The organism is Methylophaga sp. UBA1464 (genome assembly GCF_002325665.1).
Taxonomy (GTDB): domain Bacteria; phylum Pseudomonadota; class Gammaproteobacteria; order Nitrosococcales; family Methylophagaceae; genus Methylophaga.
The window spans coordinates 1-15,334 of record NZ_DCSO01000068.1 but is presented as its reverse complement, the minus strand read 5'-3'; the positions used below and the strand labels follow the sequence as shown (position 1 = coordinate 15,334).

Here is a 15,334-nt window from a genome sequence, read left to right as displayed (position 1 = left end):
TCAAACAATGTGTCTGTGGATTGATATCAGCAAAAACAGGGGTAATCTCTTGCCAATGAAGTGCATGAGCAGTGGCGATGAAGGTATATGATGGAATAATCACTTCACCTGATAAATTCAAAGCACGAATAGCAATCTCAAGCGCAATAGTACCGTTGCACATCGCAACACAATTTTTGACTTGATGCTTTTCGGCAATGCGTTGCTCCAAAGTGCGAACAAAATCCCCATTGTTAGTCAGCCAACGATTGTCAAAGATCTTATCTACATACCGGATAAATTCTGACTTACTACCGATATTCGGTCGACCAACATGTTGGGTTTCGTCAAAAGCTGGGAGAGCCCCGTTAATTGCCAAGTCATTTTTAGAGCTAATTTTTTTCATTTCATCTGTTATCTCGAAATATGCCGATTTTTGAAGTCAAAACCAACTATTGAACCATAATATCTTTAGTCCTATTTCGAGCATACAGGATCCATGCCAAATGGTAGTTCAGCATTTGCCGAAGAATTAACATATTCATCTAGTCTTGACCAAATAGATCACGGGTATAAATTTTGTCTTTTACATCCTGAATATCGTCTGTAATGCGATTCGCGATGATTAATGAAGACAGCTGTTTGAAGGCTGCCAAATCATTTACCACTTTGGAACGGAAAAACTCGGCTTCTTCAAGCACCGGCTCATAAACAATAACTTCAATACCTTTGGCTTTAATGCGCTTCATAATGCCTTGTATGGCGGATGCTCTGAAGTTATCCGATCCTTGCTTCATTACCAACCGGTAAATCCCAACGACAGCAGGATTTTTCTTAATAATCTGATCTGCAATAAAATCTTTTCGGGTGGTATTGGCATCCACAATAGCCCGAATCAGACTATTCGGTACGGTGTCATAGTTAGCCAGTAATTGCTTGGTATCTTTTGGCAGGCAATAACCGCCATAGCCAAAGGATGGATTATTGTAGTGGTCGCCAATGCGTGGATCCAAACCAACACCTTCAATGATTTGCCGGCTATTCAGATTATGTGTTTCAGCATAGCTGTCGAGTTCGTTAAAATACGCTACTCGCATCGCCAGATAAGTATTGGAAAATAATTTAATCGCTTCGGCTTCAGTCGGGTCGGTAAATAATACCGGCACATCTTTTTTCACTGCGCCTTCTAATAACAAATCGGCAAATAAACGAGCACGATCACTACGCTCACCCACAACAATGCGTGAAGGATAGAGATTGTCATACAACGCTTTGCCTTCACGTAAAAACTCAGGCGAAAAGAATATTTTGTCACTGCCAAATTTTGCTCGAACGGTTTGGGTATAGCCAACCGGGATCGTGGATTTGATAATCATCACTGCAGCAGGATTAATATCCAAAACATCTTTTATTACAGCTTCGACCGAGTTGGTATTAAAGGTATTGGTGACTGTATCGTAATCGGTTGGGGTAGCAATAATGATGAAATCGGCTTTTTCATAGGCTTGTTTTTTGTCAGTTGTAGCCGTTAAATTTAATGGTTTATTGGTTAGAAAGTCTTCAATTTCTTTATCCACTATCGGTGATTTTCTGGCATTAATCAGATCGACTTTTTCAGCGACAATATCCAATGCGGTAACCTGGTGATGTTGTGCGAGCAAAACTGCAAGGGATAAGCCAACATACCCGGTTCCAGCAACTGCAATATTGAGTGTTTTTTCCATAATCTGTCTCTTAAAAGTTACACTTCAGTTTCCATTAATCGGACTAACCACTTTTTGACTCAGCCAATCTTCAATGCCGCATTGCGGCATAAACCCATCGACATATTCACTGAGAATAGTCCTGATTTGTTCATAATCTGAACCACTTACTGCATGTTGTAAATCCGTGAGTATCAATTGTAAATCGTCCCAGGGAATGACGCTTTCTTCGGCCCTCATGATTTTTTGGTGTGCTGTCTGGCTGACGTTTTCACCGATTAATAATTCTTCGAATAATTTTTCGCCGGGCCGCAGACCGGTATAGGTAATTTCAATATCACCATCTGGATTTTCAGCATTTTTAACACTGAAACCGCTGAGATGAATCATCCGTGTTGCCAGATCCACAATTTTTACGGCCGACCCCATATCGAGTACAAAGACATCACCACCCTGCCCCATCGCACGGGCCTGTATTACCAGCTCAGCAGCTTCAGGTATTGTCATAAAATAACGGATAATTTGTGGATCAGTTACCGTGACCGGGCCGCCCCTGGCTATCTGCTCCCGAAATAATGGCACAACTGAACCGGAAGAACCCAGCACGTTACCAAATCTTACCATGGTAAAACGGGTATCCGAGGTCTGTGCTAAAGCCTGTAAAACCAGTTCTGCCATGCGTTTACTGGCTCCCATGGTATTGGTAGGTCGAACAGCTTTATCTGTTGAAATTAACACAAACGTTTCAACTTTTGCTGCAATGGCAGCCTGAGCGCAATGCAATGTACCGAAAACATTGTTACGTATGCCTTCGCCCACGTTTTTTTCGACCATTGGCACATGTTTATACGCTGCTGCATGGTAAATAGTTTGTACCGAAAAATACTGACAGATTGATGTCAATCGTGCACGGTCCACCACAGATCCAATTAAAGCAATGACTTCCACACCACTTTCCAGATTGATAAGCTCCTGTTCGATTTGATACAAAGCGAATTCACTGATTTCAAACAATAACAATCTGCTGGGTTTAAGCTTGATGATTTGCCGTGACAATTCAGATCCAATGGAACCACCTGCTCCGGTAACCATTACACATTTACGACTGAGATTGGCTGTTAATAACTGCGGATCGGCTTCGACAGCCTCTCTGCCAAGCAAATCCGCAATATCAACCTCCTGAATATCTGAAACTTCCAGTTTGCCTTCGGCAATATCGGTTAAATCAGGCAATGTACGAATATGAACAGGTAAATCTTCGAGTGAATTCAGAATTTCACTACGGCGGCTTCGGGAGACGGATGGCATGGCCAGCAAAATCTCGCGAACTTTGAAGCGCTCGATTAATTTAATCAAATCTCGTGGTCGATAGACATTAAGACCATTTATCTGTTGTTTATATAAAGTTGCATCATCATCAATAAACGCTACTGGACGCAACTGGCGGCCCATCCTTAACAACGCTGAAAGTTGGGCCCCGGCCTGTCCTGCGCCATAAATCAATACCGGGGGAACATATCGCTCCATGGCACTACTTAAGGAAGCATTACGATTAGCAAATAACCAGCGGGCATATACTCTTAAACCGCCGATTATGACAAATAACATTAGCGCATTAATGATATAGACCGTTCTGGGAACCAGACCGGCAGCACTTCCTGCCAAAACGACAATAGTTGCAAAAATTAACGTGAATAAAGCAATAGCTTTACAAATTGTCCACATTACATCCAGGCCGATATAACGAACAATTGCACGATATAAACCGAGTTTGATAAAAATGGGGATCGCTATCAGTGGCGCAACAATAAATAGCCACCACTGGCTTGATGGGGGAATATAAAAAGTACTTAACCGCAGTGAATAAGATGACCAAAGAGCAAATATCACCACCACATAGTCAATGATGATACTGAGAATACGTTTGGTTGTTCGTGGACGATTCAAAAACCATTGCATCAGTCGGTTGAACTGGTTTTTAAACATCTTCCAATCCTAAAATTCAGCGTGATGAAAACAATTAATTAGAACGCTCGTCGGTTCTCATCACCCATTGCAGGCTTAGCTGCCAATCGGGCAGCTGCACTCCAAAGGTATTAACTAATTTAGAGTTGTCCATACAGGAGTTCAACAGTCTTTCTGCTTTGGTTGGATAGGCAGATGTAGGGATTGCATGAACCACAGGTATCTTCATACCTTCATGAGCCGCTAATTCGAAAATTTTATCAGCAAATTCCTTCCAACTCGTTTTGCCTGCAGCACTCATGTGAAAAATACCTGAATGCCTTTCCCAAAAATCCGGTATCAGTTTGGATTGCAGAATAATCTGTGCTGTCGCATCAGCAATATGTCGACTCCAGGTCGGTGCGCCAACCTGATCATCAACAATATTTAATTCATCTTTTTCTTTAGCCAGCCGGAGCATAGTATTGACAAAGTTTTTCCCGCGCCGGTCATAAACCCAGCTCACTCTGAAGATTAAGTATTTGCAACCAGTATCACTTACCGCTTGCTCACCTTCCAGTTTTGATTGGCCGTAATAATTCAAAGGGGCCGGTTTGTCTTGTTCATTCCAGGCACCAACTTTATGACCATCGAAAACATAGTCAGTTGAGTAATGGATCAGTGGAATATCAAGTTCTTTGGCCAGATTGGCCAGAACACCCGGTGCAATGGCATTCACCTGATGCGCCAGCGCTTGCTCTGTCTCAGCTTTATCAACCGCCGTATAAGCGCCTGCATTCACAATTAAATCCGGCTTTAGTTGCCGGATAAAATCCATGACTTTATCAACGTCCGTTAAATCTAAACTTGTCCTGTTCGTTGCAATCACTTCACCAAGACAAGCAAGGCTTCGCTGCAACTGAAAGCCAACCTGGCCATGGGATGCGATGAGTAATATTTTCATCTAAAAATAGTCTGCCTGCATGAATTCAACCGCTTTTTGATCTTTATCCGAGAGAGTTGGCTGCAGAATATCTGATATCGGCCATTCAATGCCAATATTCTTATCATTCCACAACACTGAACGATCATACTCAGGAGCATAGTAATTGGTTGTTTTATACAAAAAATCAGCTGTCTCACTCAGCACAAGAAAACCATGCGCAAAACCTTCAGGAACCCAGAATTGCTCCTGACCATCAGCTGTCAGTATCGTGCCTGCCCATTGACCAAAAGTTGGTGAATCCCGACGCATATCAACCGCAACATCAAACACTTCACCAGCGGTTACTCTTACCAGTTTTCCTTGAGGATGCCTGATTTGATAATGTAAACCTCTCAACACGCCTTTAGCAGATCTTGAATGATTATCTTGCACAAAATCAATCTTCATTCCTAATAATTCATCAAACACTTTTTTATTATAACTTTCCAGAAAAAAACCTCTTGCATCACCAAATTTCTTGGGTTTCAGCAATTTCACATCTGGAATATTAGTGTCAAAAATCTGCATTAATAAATGGTCTCATTAAGAAGATTCAAAAGATATTGTCCATAACCGCTTTTGAGCAAGGGTTGTGCCAATAGTTCCAGTTGGTCCTTAGTGATATAGCCCATACGATAAGCAATTTCTTCTGGACACATAACTTTTAACCCTTGGCGTTGTTCCAGTGTTTGAATAAACATCGATGCATCCAGCAAGGAGTCATGTGTACCGGTATCCAGCCAGGCCATACCTCGCCCCATCACCTGAACGTTCAGCTTACTGCTATTTAAATACACCTGATTGACATCGGTAATCTCAAGTTCGCCACGCGCGGAAGGTTTAAGAGTACGAGCAATTTCCACCACCTGATTGTCATAGAAATACAGGCCGGTAATCGCATAACGTGATTTGGGCTTTAACGGTTTTTCCTCGATACTCAGTGCTTTTCCGTTTTCATCAAACGCCACCACACCATAACGTTCGGGGTCGCTGACAGGATAGGCAAAAACCGTCGCACCCTCTTTGTTATTATCCGCTTCCTGCATCATATCGGCCAAATCATGACCATAATAAACATTATCGCCCAGCACCAAAGCGCAATCATCATTCCCAATAAAATCAGCCGCTAAGGTAAAGGCCTGTGCGATCCCTTCCGGTTTGTCCTGCACAATATATTGCAGATTCATCCCCCATTTGCTGCCATCACCAAGCAATTGCTCAAGGCGTGGCGTGTCCTGAGGAGTTGAAATAATACAGATATCCCGCATGCCCGCCAGCATCATGGTGGCCAGCGGATAATAAATCATCGGTTTATCATAAACGGGCAATAGCTGCTTGCAGATAGATTGGGTTACCGGATAGAGACGTGTGCCACTTCCACCTGCGAGTACGATTCCCTTACGACTCATTTATTGTCTCCCAATCCAAGTCTTTGTTGCTGATAACTGCCATCCATCACATTTTCACACCATTGACGATTATCCAGATACCACTGAACTGTTTTGCGTAACCCTGTGGCAAAGGTTTCCAGAGGTTTCCAGCCCAGCTCACGTTCAATTTTGCTGGCATCAATAGCGTATCGGGCATCATGTCCGGGGCGATCTGTCACAAATTCGATTAAGTTTTTATGCGGTCTGTGCGGTGACTCAGTTAATAATTCATCAAGAATGTTACAGATTAGCTGCACCACTTCCAGATTGGTATGTTCGTTAAATCCACCGATATTATAGCTTTCACACAAATTACCTTCAGCCAGCACCAGCCTTAAGGCTCTGGCATGATCATCGACATATAGCCAATCTCGAATATTTTCGCCTTTACCGTAAATGGGCAATGGTTTACCGGCCAACGCATTATTAATCACTACAGGGATCAGTTTTTCCGGGAATTGGTAAGGTCCGTAATTATTGGAACAATTGGTCATTAACACCGGTAAACCATAGGTATGGTGCCAGGCGCGAACCAAATGATCACTTCCCGCTTTGGTTGCTGAGTATGGTGAGTTGGGTTGATAAGGGGTGGTTTCAGTAAATAATCCGGTTTCGCCTAAAGTGCCATACACTTCATCGGTAGAAATATGGTGAAAACGGAATTTATCGGCATCTGCTGCGGATAAAGATTTCCAGTATTTTCTGGCCGCTTCAAGCAAGACATAAGTACCAACCACATTGGTTTGCACAAAATCTGCGGGGCCATCAATCGACCGATCCACATGCGACTCCGCTGCAAGATGCATAATGGCACTGGGTTGATATTGCGTGAATATCCGATCCATAGCTTCAGCGTCACAAATATCAGCTTGTTCGAAATGATAATTCGGTGAAGCATCAATCTCAGTCAACGATTCAAGATTGCCTGCGTAGGTCAGTTTGTCGATGTTGATAACGGTGAAGTCGGTTTCGGTAATTAATTGACGAATTAATGCAGATCCTATGAAACCGGCGCCGCCAGTTACGAGCAGGGTATTTTTATTCACGTTGCTGAGTTCACTGTTAAGTTTGAGAAATTCAGATATGCCATCCTTGGTCACGTGAAAGTTAGCACCAACAGGGCTTAAAAATCAACATGAAAAGTTTGGCCACAACATAAAGGGAAACAAAAGATGGTACGCCCGGCAGGACTCGAACCTGCTACCCTCGGCTTAGAAGGCCGATGCTCTATCCAGATGAGCTACGGGCGCATTAGTAACTAAGTGAGGCTGAAGCAGTCAATAAAGTGGTCGGGGCAGAGAGATTCGAACTCCCGACCCTCTGGTCCCAAACCAGATGCGCTACCAGACTGCGCTATGCCCCGACATTTCCAAGGACAGACATCCTCGAAGAAGGCAAAATAATACGCTGATGCCGATAGTGAGTCAACAACACATTTATATTTTTTGCTGTGGCTGACGCAACGTGCGATCATAGCCGCTTTTGAAAGGCCGGAACCCACAGAATGACTGCTCAAATCATCGACGGAAAAACAATTGCTGCCGAGCTAAAACAGAAAATCAAAGCGGCAACCCAAATGCGCCTCGCCACCGGTAAACGTCGGCCTGGACTGGCTGTTGTATTAATTGGCGATAACCCTGCCTCACAAGTTTACGTTGGCAGCAAACGTCGCAGCTGTGAAGAGGTAGGTTTCAAATCCGAATCATTTGATTTGCCTGAAACCACCAGCGAACAAGAGCTGCTTGACCTCATTACCCAGCTCAATCAGGATGATGAAATCGATGGTATCCTCGTTCAACTCCCCCTGCCCCCACATATCAATTCAGATGCTGTTATTGAACATATAGCGCCCAATAAAGATGTGGATGGCTTTCATCCATATAACATCGGCCGTTTGGCCCAACGTAATCCTCAGTTGCGCCCCTGCACACCGAAAGGCGTAATAACCATGATGCAAGCTGTTGGTATTGATCTTAGGGGTAAAGAAGCAGTAGTTGTGGGAGCCTCTAATATAGTAGGTCGTCCAATGGGACTCGAATTGTTACTGGCCGGATGCACTACTACCGTTTGTCATCGCATGACCAAAGATCTGGAATCACATGTTCGCCGTGCAGAAGTTTTAGTGGTGGCAGTAGGCAAGCCGGGCTTTATTCCAGGTGACTGGGTCCGTGAAGGTGCTGTTGTGATTGATGTCGGTATTAACCGTCTGGAAAACGGTAAGTTAACCGGCGACGTGGAATTTGATAAAGCCAGCGAAAAAGCCGCCTGGATTACACCTGTTCCGGGTGGTGTCGGTCCTATGACAGTGGCGACCTTGCTTGAAAATACGTTATTTGCTGCCGATCAGTTACATCAATAACAGCTGAAGCCAGTCCTGATGCCCCTCCAACACTGGAGGGGCAAATCGTCAAACCCAATCTAATTATTCCATTGCCAATCACGAATTTCCGGTAAATCCTGGCCATGTTCCCGAATATACTCATCATGTTCGGCAAGCTTCTGCTGAATAAATAATTCGATTTCCGACACCTTGTCGGTGGGTAAATCGGCTAAATGTTTGACGGCGTTTTCCATCAGATGAAAACGATCCAGACCATTGATAACAGCCATATCAAATGGCGTGGTAGTTGTCCCCTCTTCCTTGAATCCATGGACATGCAGGTTTTTATGATTGGTGCGGCGATAGGTCAGCCGATGAATCAACATCGGATAACCATGATAGGCAAAGATAATCGGTTTATCCCGGGTAAATAAATCATCGAATGCATCTTCCTCCAGCCCGTGTGGATGTTCGCTGGGCGATTGCAGTTTCATTAAATCCACCACATTTATCACCCTGACTTTCAACTCCGGTACAAACATATTCAGTAATTTCACTGCCGCCAGCGTTTCCATGGTCGGCACATCACCACAACAGGCCATGACCAGATCTGGTGTCTGGCCGTTATCATTGCTCGCCCATTCCCAGACACCGATGCCTGCCGTGCAATGTTTAACAGCAGATTCCATATCCAGCCATTGTGGCGAGGCCTGCTTTCCGGCGACCACCACATTGACATAATTCCGGCTGCGCAGGCAGTGATCAGTAACAGATAACAGCGTATTGGCATCAGGTGGAAGATAGACGCGAACCACTTCGGCTTTTTTATTCACCACATGATCGATAAAACCCGGATCCTGATGCGAAAAGCCATTGTGATCCTGACGCCAGACATGTGACGATAAAAGATAATTCAGTGATGCAACGGGTTTACGCCAGGGGATCTGATTACAGATTTTCAGCCACTTGGCATGCTGATTAAACATCGAGTCGATAATATGAATAAAGGCTTCATAGCAGGAAAAAAAGCCATGGCGGCCAGTTAACAAATACCCTTCCAGCCAACCCTGACATTGATGCTCACTGAGCATTTCCATCACTCTGCCATCTTTAGACAATTTGTCATCCCCCGGAATCATCTCGCCCATCCATGTTCTGCCGGTCACATCCAATACATCCTGCCAACGATTGGAGTTATTTTCATCGGGACTGAACAAACGGAAATTCCTGGCATCAAGATTCTGTTGCATCACATCGCGTAAAAATTTGCCCATCACACGAGTGGCTTCGCCTTTGGTGGCTCCAGGTTGTTTAACTTCTACAGCATAATCACGAAAATCCGGTAAGGTTAAATCCTGTATTAGTTGACCACCATTGGCGTGTGGATTCGCTCCCATACGACGATTGCCAATCGGCGCTAATGCCGCCAGTTCGGCATTAAGTTTGCCATTGTCATCAAACAGTTCTGCTGGTCGATAGCTTTGCATCCATTTATTTAGAATCTCGACATGGCCTTCCTGATCCATATCGCCCATTGGCACTTGATGTGAACGGAATGTGCCTTCGGTTTTTTTGCCATCCACTTCTTCAGGTCCGGTCCAACCTTTTGGTGATCGCAGGATAATCATTGGCCATCGTGGGCGTAAATGCACACCATGTTCCCGAGCATCGTTTTGAATATGCCGGATTTGTTCCATAGCTTTATCCAATGTTGCTGCCATCAATTGATGCATCTGCTTTGGATCATCACCCTCGACAAAATATGGCGTATAACCATAACCATAAAATAAGGCTTCCAGCTCATCATTAGGGATACGCGCCAACACTGTTGGGCTGGCGATTTTGTACCCATTTAAATGCAATATGGGTAATACCGCACCATCATGTTCAGGATTCAAAAATTTATTGGAATGCCAGCTGGTCGCCAGAGCACCGGTTTCCGCCTCGCCATCGCCGACCACACAGGCCACAATCAAATCGGGATTATCAAATGCCGCACCAAAGGCATGGGATAAGGCGTAACCTAATTCTCCACCTTCATGGATCGAACCGGGTGTTTCAGGCGCAACATGACTTGGCACGCCACCAGGAAATGAGAACTGTTTGAATAAACGATTTAACCCCGCCTCATCCTCAGAAATATCAGGATAGGTTTCACTATAAGTGCCTTCCAAATACGTATTAGCAACTAACGCTGGCCCCCCATGACCTGGTCCGGCAATGTAGATCATATTGAGATCATGCTGGTTGATAACTCGGTTTAAATGCACATAAATAAAATTGAGGCCGGGTGTGGTGCCCCAATGGCCCAACAAACGGGGTTTGATGTGTTTTGCCTGAAGTGGTTGTTTTAATAAAGGATTGTCATAAAGGTAGATTTGTCCTACCGACAGATAATTTGCGGCACGCCAGTAAGCATGCATTTTGTCTAATATGTCCTGATCGAGTGGCTGTAATGTATGCGATGTTTCAGATGTCATTTTACTTTTCCCCTTGATGATTCAGGTTCAACAGATCGCACATTGACTGTGCAATCATTAATTCCTCGTTGGTCGGGATGACCCAGACAGTTACCCTGCTTTGTAGTGTTGAAATGCGCAGCGCATTTTGCTGATTTAATTCGTTATCCAGTTCAATACCGATAAATGCCAGTTGCTGACAAATCTGTGTCCGTATTTCCGCTACGTTTTCACCAATCCCGCCGGAAAATACCAGGGTATCCAAACCGCCTAACGCCGCCGCATAGGCACCAATCTGTTTTCTGGCCTGATAGCAAAACACGGCAATTGCATCCTCGGCATTGGTATCTGTCGTCCGTTGTTCCAATAACTGCTGCATATCACTGGTAGTGGTTGAAATCCCCAGCAATCCGGATTGCTGATTAATCATTGTTTCAAACTGTTCAGCACCCATGCTTTCACTTCGGTTAAGAACACCGAATAATCCGGGGTCAAGATCACCACTACGCGTCCCCATAACAAGACCTGCCGCTGGCGTCATCGCCATTGTGGTATCAATAGATTGCCCATTTGTGACAGCAGTCATGCTGGCACCATTACCCAGATGCGCCAGAATCATCTTATCTTGATTCGCTTTCTCAGCATCCTGCTGTTGTAAAACTTGCATTAAATATCGATATGACAGGCCATGAAATCCGTATCGATAAATACCTTTTTCATAATATTGACGGGGAATGGGGAGTAATTTGGCAACTGTTGGCAGATTCTGATGAAACTCAGTATCAAAACAAACCATTTGTTTTAACTGTGGGAAATGCTGGTCAAACGCTTCGATTAATTGAATTTCACCCGGTAAATGCTGTGGATCAAGAGGGGTTATTGCCGATAAATGCTTGAGTAATTGTTTGGTGACCCATTGGGGATTTTTATACTGATGACCACCATGAACAATTCGATGCCCAATAGCTTTAACCGAGCTGATATCAATATGTTTATAAAACCAGTCTATCAATACCGCAACAGCCTGCTGATAGTTATCAGCTTTGATATCTACAGCGGACGCTTCTGCCTGAATCGAGTTTGTGACGCGCAGCTTGGCTACAGGCAATCCCAGACCTGCGAGCTTGCCGGATAAAATGGAGGTAAGCGATTCAGTTACGTTATACAACGTAAATTTGATACTGGATGAACCGCCGTTGATAGTCAGTAAATACGTTTTATCTTTAGGCATAATCGATCCATTAATTTAAATTCGATCATGCCCACACTAAAACACTTTGTATAGCCGGGAAGAAGACTAATGACGCTATTGTTGATTTAGATCAGGAGAAAATTGCCATAAATTAAATTGTCTCAGCCACCACTAGCAGGCAGCTGAGACAAGTATTAAATTTTACGCCAGCTGGTTTTACCGGCAGCATCTTCCAGCACTATTCCCATCGCAGTGAGTTCATCACGAACTTGATCTGCGCGCCCCCAATCTTTTGCCGCACGGGCTGCATTTCTATCAGCAATCAATTGTTCGATTTTACCGGTTTCATCTTGTTGGCCACCGGTAAGAAAAGCCTCAGCAGATTGCTGGAATAATCCTAGCACTTCACCAAATGCCAGTAATAAACCGGCAAGATAAGCTGATTTTTGCTCGTCGCTTTCTTCACGAGCTTTGTTCAATGCCTGACGCACGTCTGCCAATACTGATAATGCCAGGGCCGTATTAAAGTCATCATCCATGGCTTCAGCAAAACGTGACGCAAACTCAGCATCCTCCCGCCATATCACTTTTTGTGGTGTGACATCACGCAGTGAATGATAGAACCTGGTTAAGGCTGTTTTGGCCTGATCCAACTGATCTTCTGCGTAATTTAATGGGCTACGGTAATGGCTCATTAAAATGAAATAACGCACGGCTTCTGCCGGATACTTGGCCAATACTTCACGAACGGTAAAGAAATTACCCAGCGATTTGGACATTTTCTCGTCATCAATCCGCACAAAACCATTATGCATCCAGTAATTCACATACTGGCAGCCATGCGCACCTTCGGATTGGGCGATTTCGTTTTCGTGATGCGGGAACTGTAAGTCCTGCCCACCACCATGAATATCAAAATGATGGCCTAAGGTATCTGCCGACATCGCTGAACATTCGATATGCCAGCCGGGACGACCCGGTCCCCATGGCGATTCCCAGGAAGGTTCTTCCGGCTTGGCGGCTTTCCACAAGACAAAGTCCAGCGGGTCAGTTTTAGCCTCATTGACAGCCACACGCTCACCGGCACGCAAGTCATCAATATGTCTGCCCGATAATTTGCCGTAACCTTCAAACTCGCTGACATCGTAGTAAACATCACCATTGTCAGCGACATAGGCCAGGCCTTTATCGATCAGCGTTTGCACCATCTTTTGCATGGCATCAACGGCTTCCGTGGCTCTTGGCTCCAGATCAGGCCGCAGAACACCCAACGCATCGGCGTCAGCATGCATTTCATCAATATAGCGATCAGTTAAGGTCTGAATCGATTCGCCGTTTTCCATCGCACGTTTGATGATTTTGTCATCAATATCGGTGATATTGCGGATATAGGTCACATCATAACCACTGGCCCGCAGGTAACGCGTCACCACATCAAACACTACCATCACCCGCGCATGACCGACATGACAGAGGTCATACACCGTCATGCCGCAGACATACATTTTGACTTTGCCGGGCTCGATGGGTTTAAAGACGTCTTTCTGCTTGGTTAAGGTGTTATAGAGTTTTAACATGGTTTATTTGTCTGAAGTCTCTTTTAGGCCAATGGTCAGATTGAATACCGGCGTATCGGGGCTGTGATCATAGCGATCACTGACAAAATAGCCTTCGCGTTCAAACTGGAAAACCGTTTCTGGTTCACAATTGACAATTGTCGGTTCGGCAATCGCTTTAATCACTTTTAAAGAATCCGGGTTAACGTCATCAAGATAGTTACCCGTTGCTTTTCCCGGGGCTTCCGCCAAAAACAACCGGTCGTATAACCGCAACTCAACTGCTTTGCCTTCAGTAGCTGAAACCCAGTGAATCACGCCGCGTGGTTTCATTTCAGGAGGTGGATTCTGGCCGACGGTATCAGGCACTAATGAGGCCATCACTTCAAGAATGTCACCGTTGTCATTCTTGATGACCTCATCAGCCTTGATGACATAAGCACCACGTAACCGCACATAATCACCAATCACCAGACGCTTGAACTTTTTCCGGCTCAGACTGGTGTCTTCGGTAAAGTCGCTGGCATCAATAAAAATTTCTTTAGTGAACGGCAATGCACGCTGCCCCATGGCTTCCTGTTGCGGATGATTCGCCACTTCCAGCCATTCAACGCTTTCAGCAGCATTGGTGATGGTCACTTTCAAAGGATTGAGTACACACATGGCACGTGCTGCGTTTTCATTCAAATCTTTACGGATTTCAAATTCCAGCTGGGCTATATCCACAATACCGTCTGTTTTCGCCACAGCCAGACCGTCACAAAAAGCACGTAACGCCGCAGCGGTATAACCACGTCTTCTCATGCCTGAAATGGTTGGCATTCTGGGGTCATTCCAGCCGGCAACGATATGTTCATCAACCAGTTGTTTTAAATTGCGCTTACTGGTCACGGTGTAGTTAATATTAAGACGTCCAAACTCATACTGCTTTGGCTGTGTGGGCACCGGCAGGTTTTCAATAAACCAGTCATACAACGGACGGTGATCCTGAAATTCCAGCGTACAGATACTGTGTGTAACACCTTCAATCGCGTCGCCCTGTCCGTGGGCAAAATCATAGCTGGGATAAATACACCATTTGTCACCGGTTTGATGATGCGATTTCTTGCGGATACGATACAGAATAGGATCTCGCAGATTCATATTGGGCGAAGCCATATCGATTTTTGCACGCAACACACAAAAACCCTCGGCAAAATCACCTTGCCGCATTTTTTCAAATAATGTGAGGTTTTCTTCTACGCTGCGATTGCGAAATGGAGACTCCTTACCCGGTTTGGTCGCCCAGCCCCGGTACTCACTGGCTTGTTCGGCGGTGAGATCACACACATAGGCTTTGCCTTGTTTGATCAGATGAATCGCCCAATCGTAAAACTGCTCGAAATAGCTTGACGCATAACGCACGTCACCCGCCCATTGAAAGCCCAGCCAATGGACATCTTGCTTGATGGCTTCAATGTATTCCTGCTCTTCTTTGGCTGGATTAGTATCATCAAAGCGTAAATGACAATCCCCACCAAACTCTTCCGCCAGACCAAAATTCAGGCAAATAGACTTGGCATGTCCGATGTGCAAATAACCATTGGGCTCAGGTGGAAAACGGGTGACCACTTTTCCGGCGACCCTGCCAGAATCAATATCTTCCTGAATAATGGGTCGTATAAAATTATGATTGACAGCAGATTCTGACATATTGAATGTTTACAGTTAAATGTGAACGCGCATTATACGCTGTCAGCAGCGTCGGGTGACAGTGCTGTTTAGGT

General features: G+C 44.8%; 12 protein-coding genes and 2 tRNA genes. 1 reads left to right on the top strand and 13 read right to left on the bottom strand.

The genetic code is table 11. The features are described 5' to 3' along the window. The 9 genes from B3O33_RS08155 to B3O33_RS08115 all read right to left on the bottom strand — a co-directional run. The coding region (locus tag B3O33_RS08155) for a DegT/DnrJ/EryC1/StrS family aminotransferase (protein WP_292363367.1) at nt 1–385 on the bottom strand (385 nt) is incomplete at its 3' end. 139 nt (nt 386–524) lie between these two features. Continuing rightward, entirely contained in the window at nt 525–1,703 is a 1,179-nt protein-coding gene (locus B3O33_RS08150) for a nucleotide sugar dehydrogenase (RefSeq protein WP_292361473.1), read from the bottom strand. Between the two features lie 24 nt (nt 1,704–1,727). Beyond that, the gene (locus tag B3O33_RS08145) at nt 1,728–3,668 is read right to left on the bottom strand and encodes a polysaccharide biosynthesis protein (RefSeq protein WP_292363366.1); all 1,941 of its coding nucleotides are present in this window, start codon (nt 3,666–3,668) and stop codon (nt 1,728–1,730) included. A gap of 34 nt (nt 3,669–3,702) precedes the next feature. Next, nucleotides 3,703–4,590, bottom strand: a complete 888-nt coding sequence (gene rfbD / locus B3O33_RS08140; protein ID WP_292361471.1) for a dTDP-4-dehydrorhamnose reductase — start codon at nt 4,588–4,590, stop codon at nt 3,703–3,705. After that, nucleotides 4,591–5,139, bottom strand: a complete 549-nt coding sequence (gene rfbC, locus B3O33_RS08135) for a dTDP-4-dehydrorhamnose 3,5-epimerase (protein WP_292361470.1) — start codon at nt 5,137–5,139, stop codon at nt 4,591–4,593. It abuts the gene before it with no gap. Further along, nucleotides 5,139–6,020, bottom strand: a complete 882-nt coding sequence (rfbA, locus tag B3O33_RS08130) for a glucose-1-phosphate thymidylyltransferase RfbA (protein ID WP_292361469.1) — start codon at nt 6,018–6,020, stop codon at nt 5,139–5,141. The genes rfbC and rfbA overlap by 1 nt, the downstream gene beginning before the upstream one ends. After that, nucleotides 6,017–7,087: a dTDP-glucose 4,6-dehydratase gene (gene rfbB, locus B3O33_RS08125; RefSeq protein ID WP_292361468.1), complete on the bottom strand. Its 1,071-nt coding sequence runs from the start codon at nt 7,085–7,087 to the stop codon at nt 6,017–6,019. Before rfbB ends, rfbA begins: the two co-directional genes overlap by 4 nt. A 127-nt stretch (nt 7,088–7,214) precedes the next feature. Further along, nucleotides 7,215–7,291, bottom strand: a tRNA-Arg gene (locus B3O33_RS08120). Between the two features lie 36 nt (nt 7,292–7,327). Then, nucleotides 7,328–7,404: transfer RNA gene (locus tag B3O33_RS08115), tRNA-Pro, on the bottom strand. A gap of 141 nt (nt 7,405–7,545) precedes the next feature. Here B3O33_RS08115 and folD point away from each other — a divergent pair. Further along, complete coding sequence (gene folD / locus B3O33_RS08110; protein ID WP_292361467.1) at nt 7,546–8,400, top strand: bifunctional methylenetetrahydrofolate dehydrogenase/methenyltetrahydrofolate cyclohydrolase FolD; 855 nt, start codon at nt 7,546–7,548, stop codon at nt 8,398–8,400. Nucleotides 8,401–8,459: 59 nt separating this feature from the next. On the opposite strand, the gene B3O33_RS08105 is transcribed toward folD, so the two are convergent. The 4 genes from B3O33_RS08105 to B3O33_RS08090 form a co-directional block, all read right to left on the bottom strand. Next, nucleotides 8,460–10,841 (bottom strand): phosphoketolase family protein, encoded by a 2,382-nt coding sequence (locus B3O33_RS08105; RefSeq protein ID WP_292363365.1) that lies wholly within the window; start codon nt 10,839–10,841, stop codon nt 8,460–8,462. Between the two features lies 1 nt (nt 10,842). Then, nucleotides 10,843–12,051: an acetate/propionate family kinase gene (locus tag B3O33_RS08100; RefSeq protein WP_292361465.1), complete on the bottom strand. Its 1,209-nt coding sequence runs from the start codon at nt 12,049–12,051 to the stop codon at nt 10,843–10,845. Between the two features lie 155 nt (nt 12,052–12,206). Continuing rightward, a complete protein-coding gene (gene cysS, locus B3O33_RS08095; protein WP_292361464.1) occupies nt 12,207–13,589 on the bottom strand; it encodes a cysteine--tRNA ligase in 1,383 nt (460 codons plus the stop codon). Nucleotides 13,590–13,592: 3 nt separating this feature from the next. Then, complete coding sequence (locus tag B3O33_RS08090; protein ID WP_292361463.1) at nt 13,593–15,260, bottom strand: glutamine--tRNA ligase/YqeY domain fusion protein; 1,668 nt, start codon at nt 15,258–15,260, stop codon at nt 13,593–13,595. Nucleotides 15,261–15,334 lie beyond the last annotated feature (74 nt).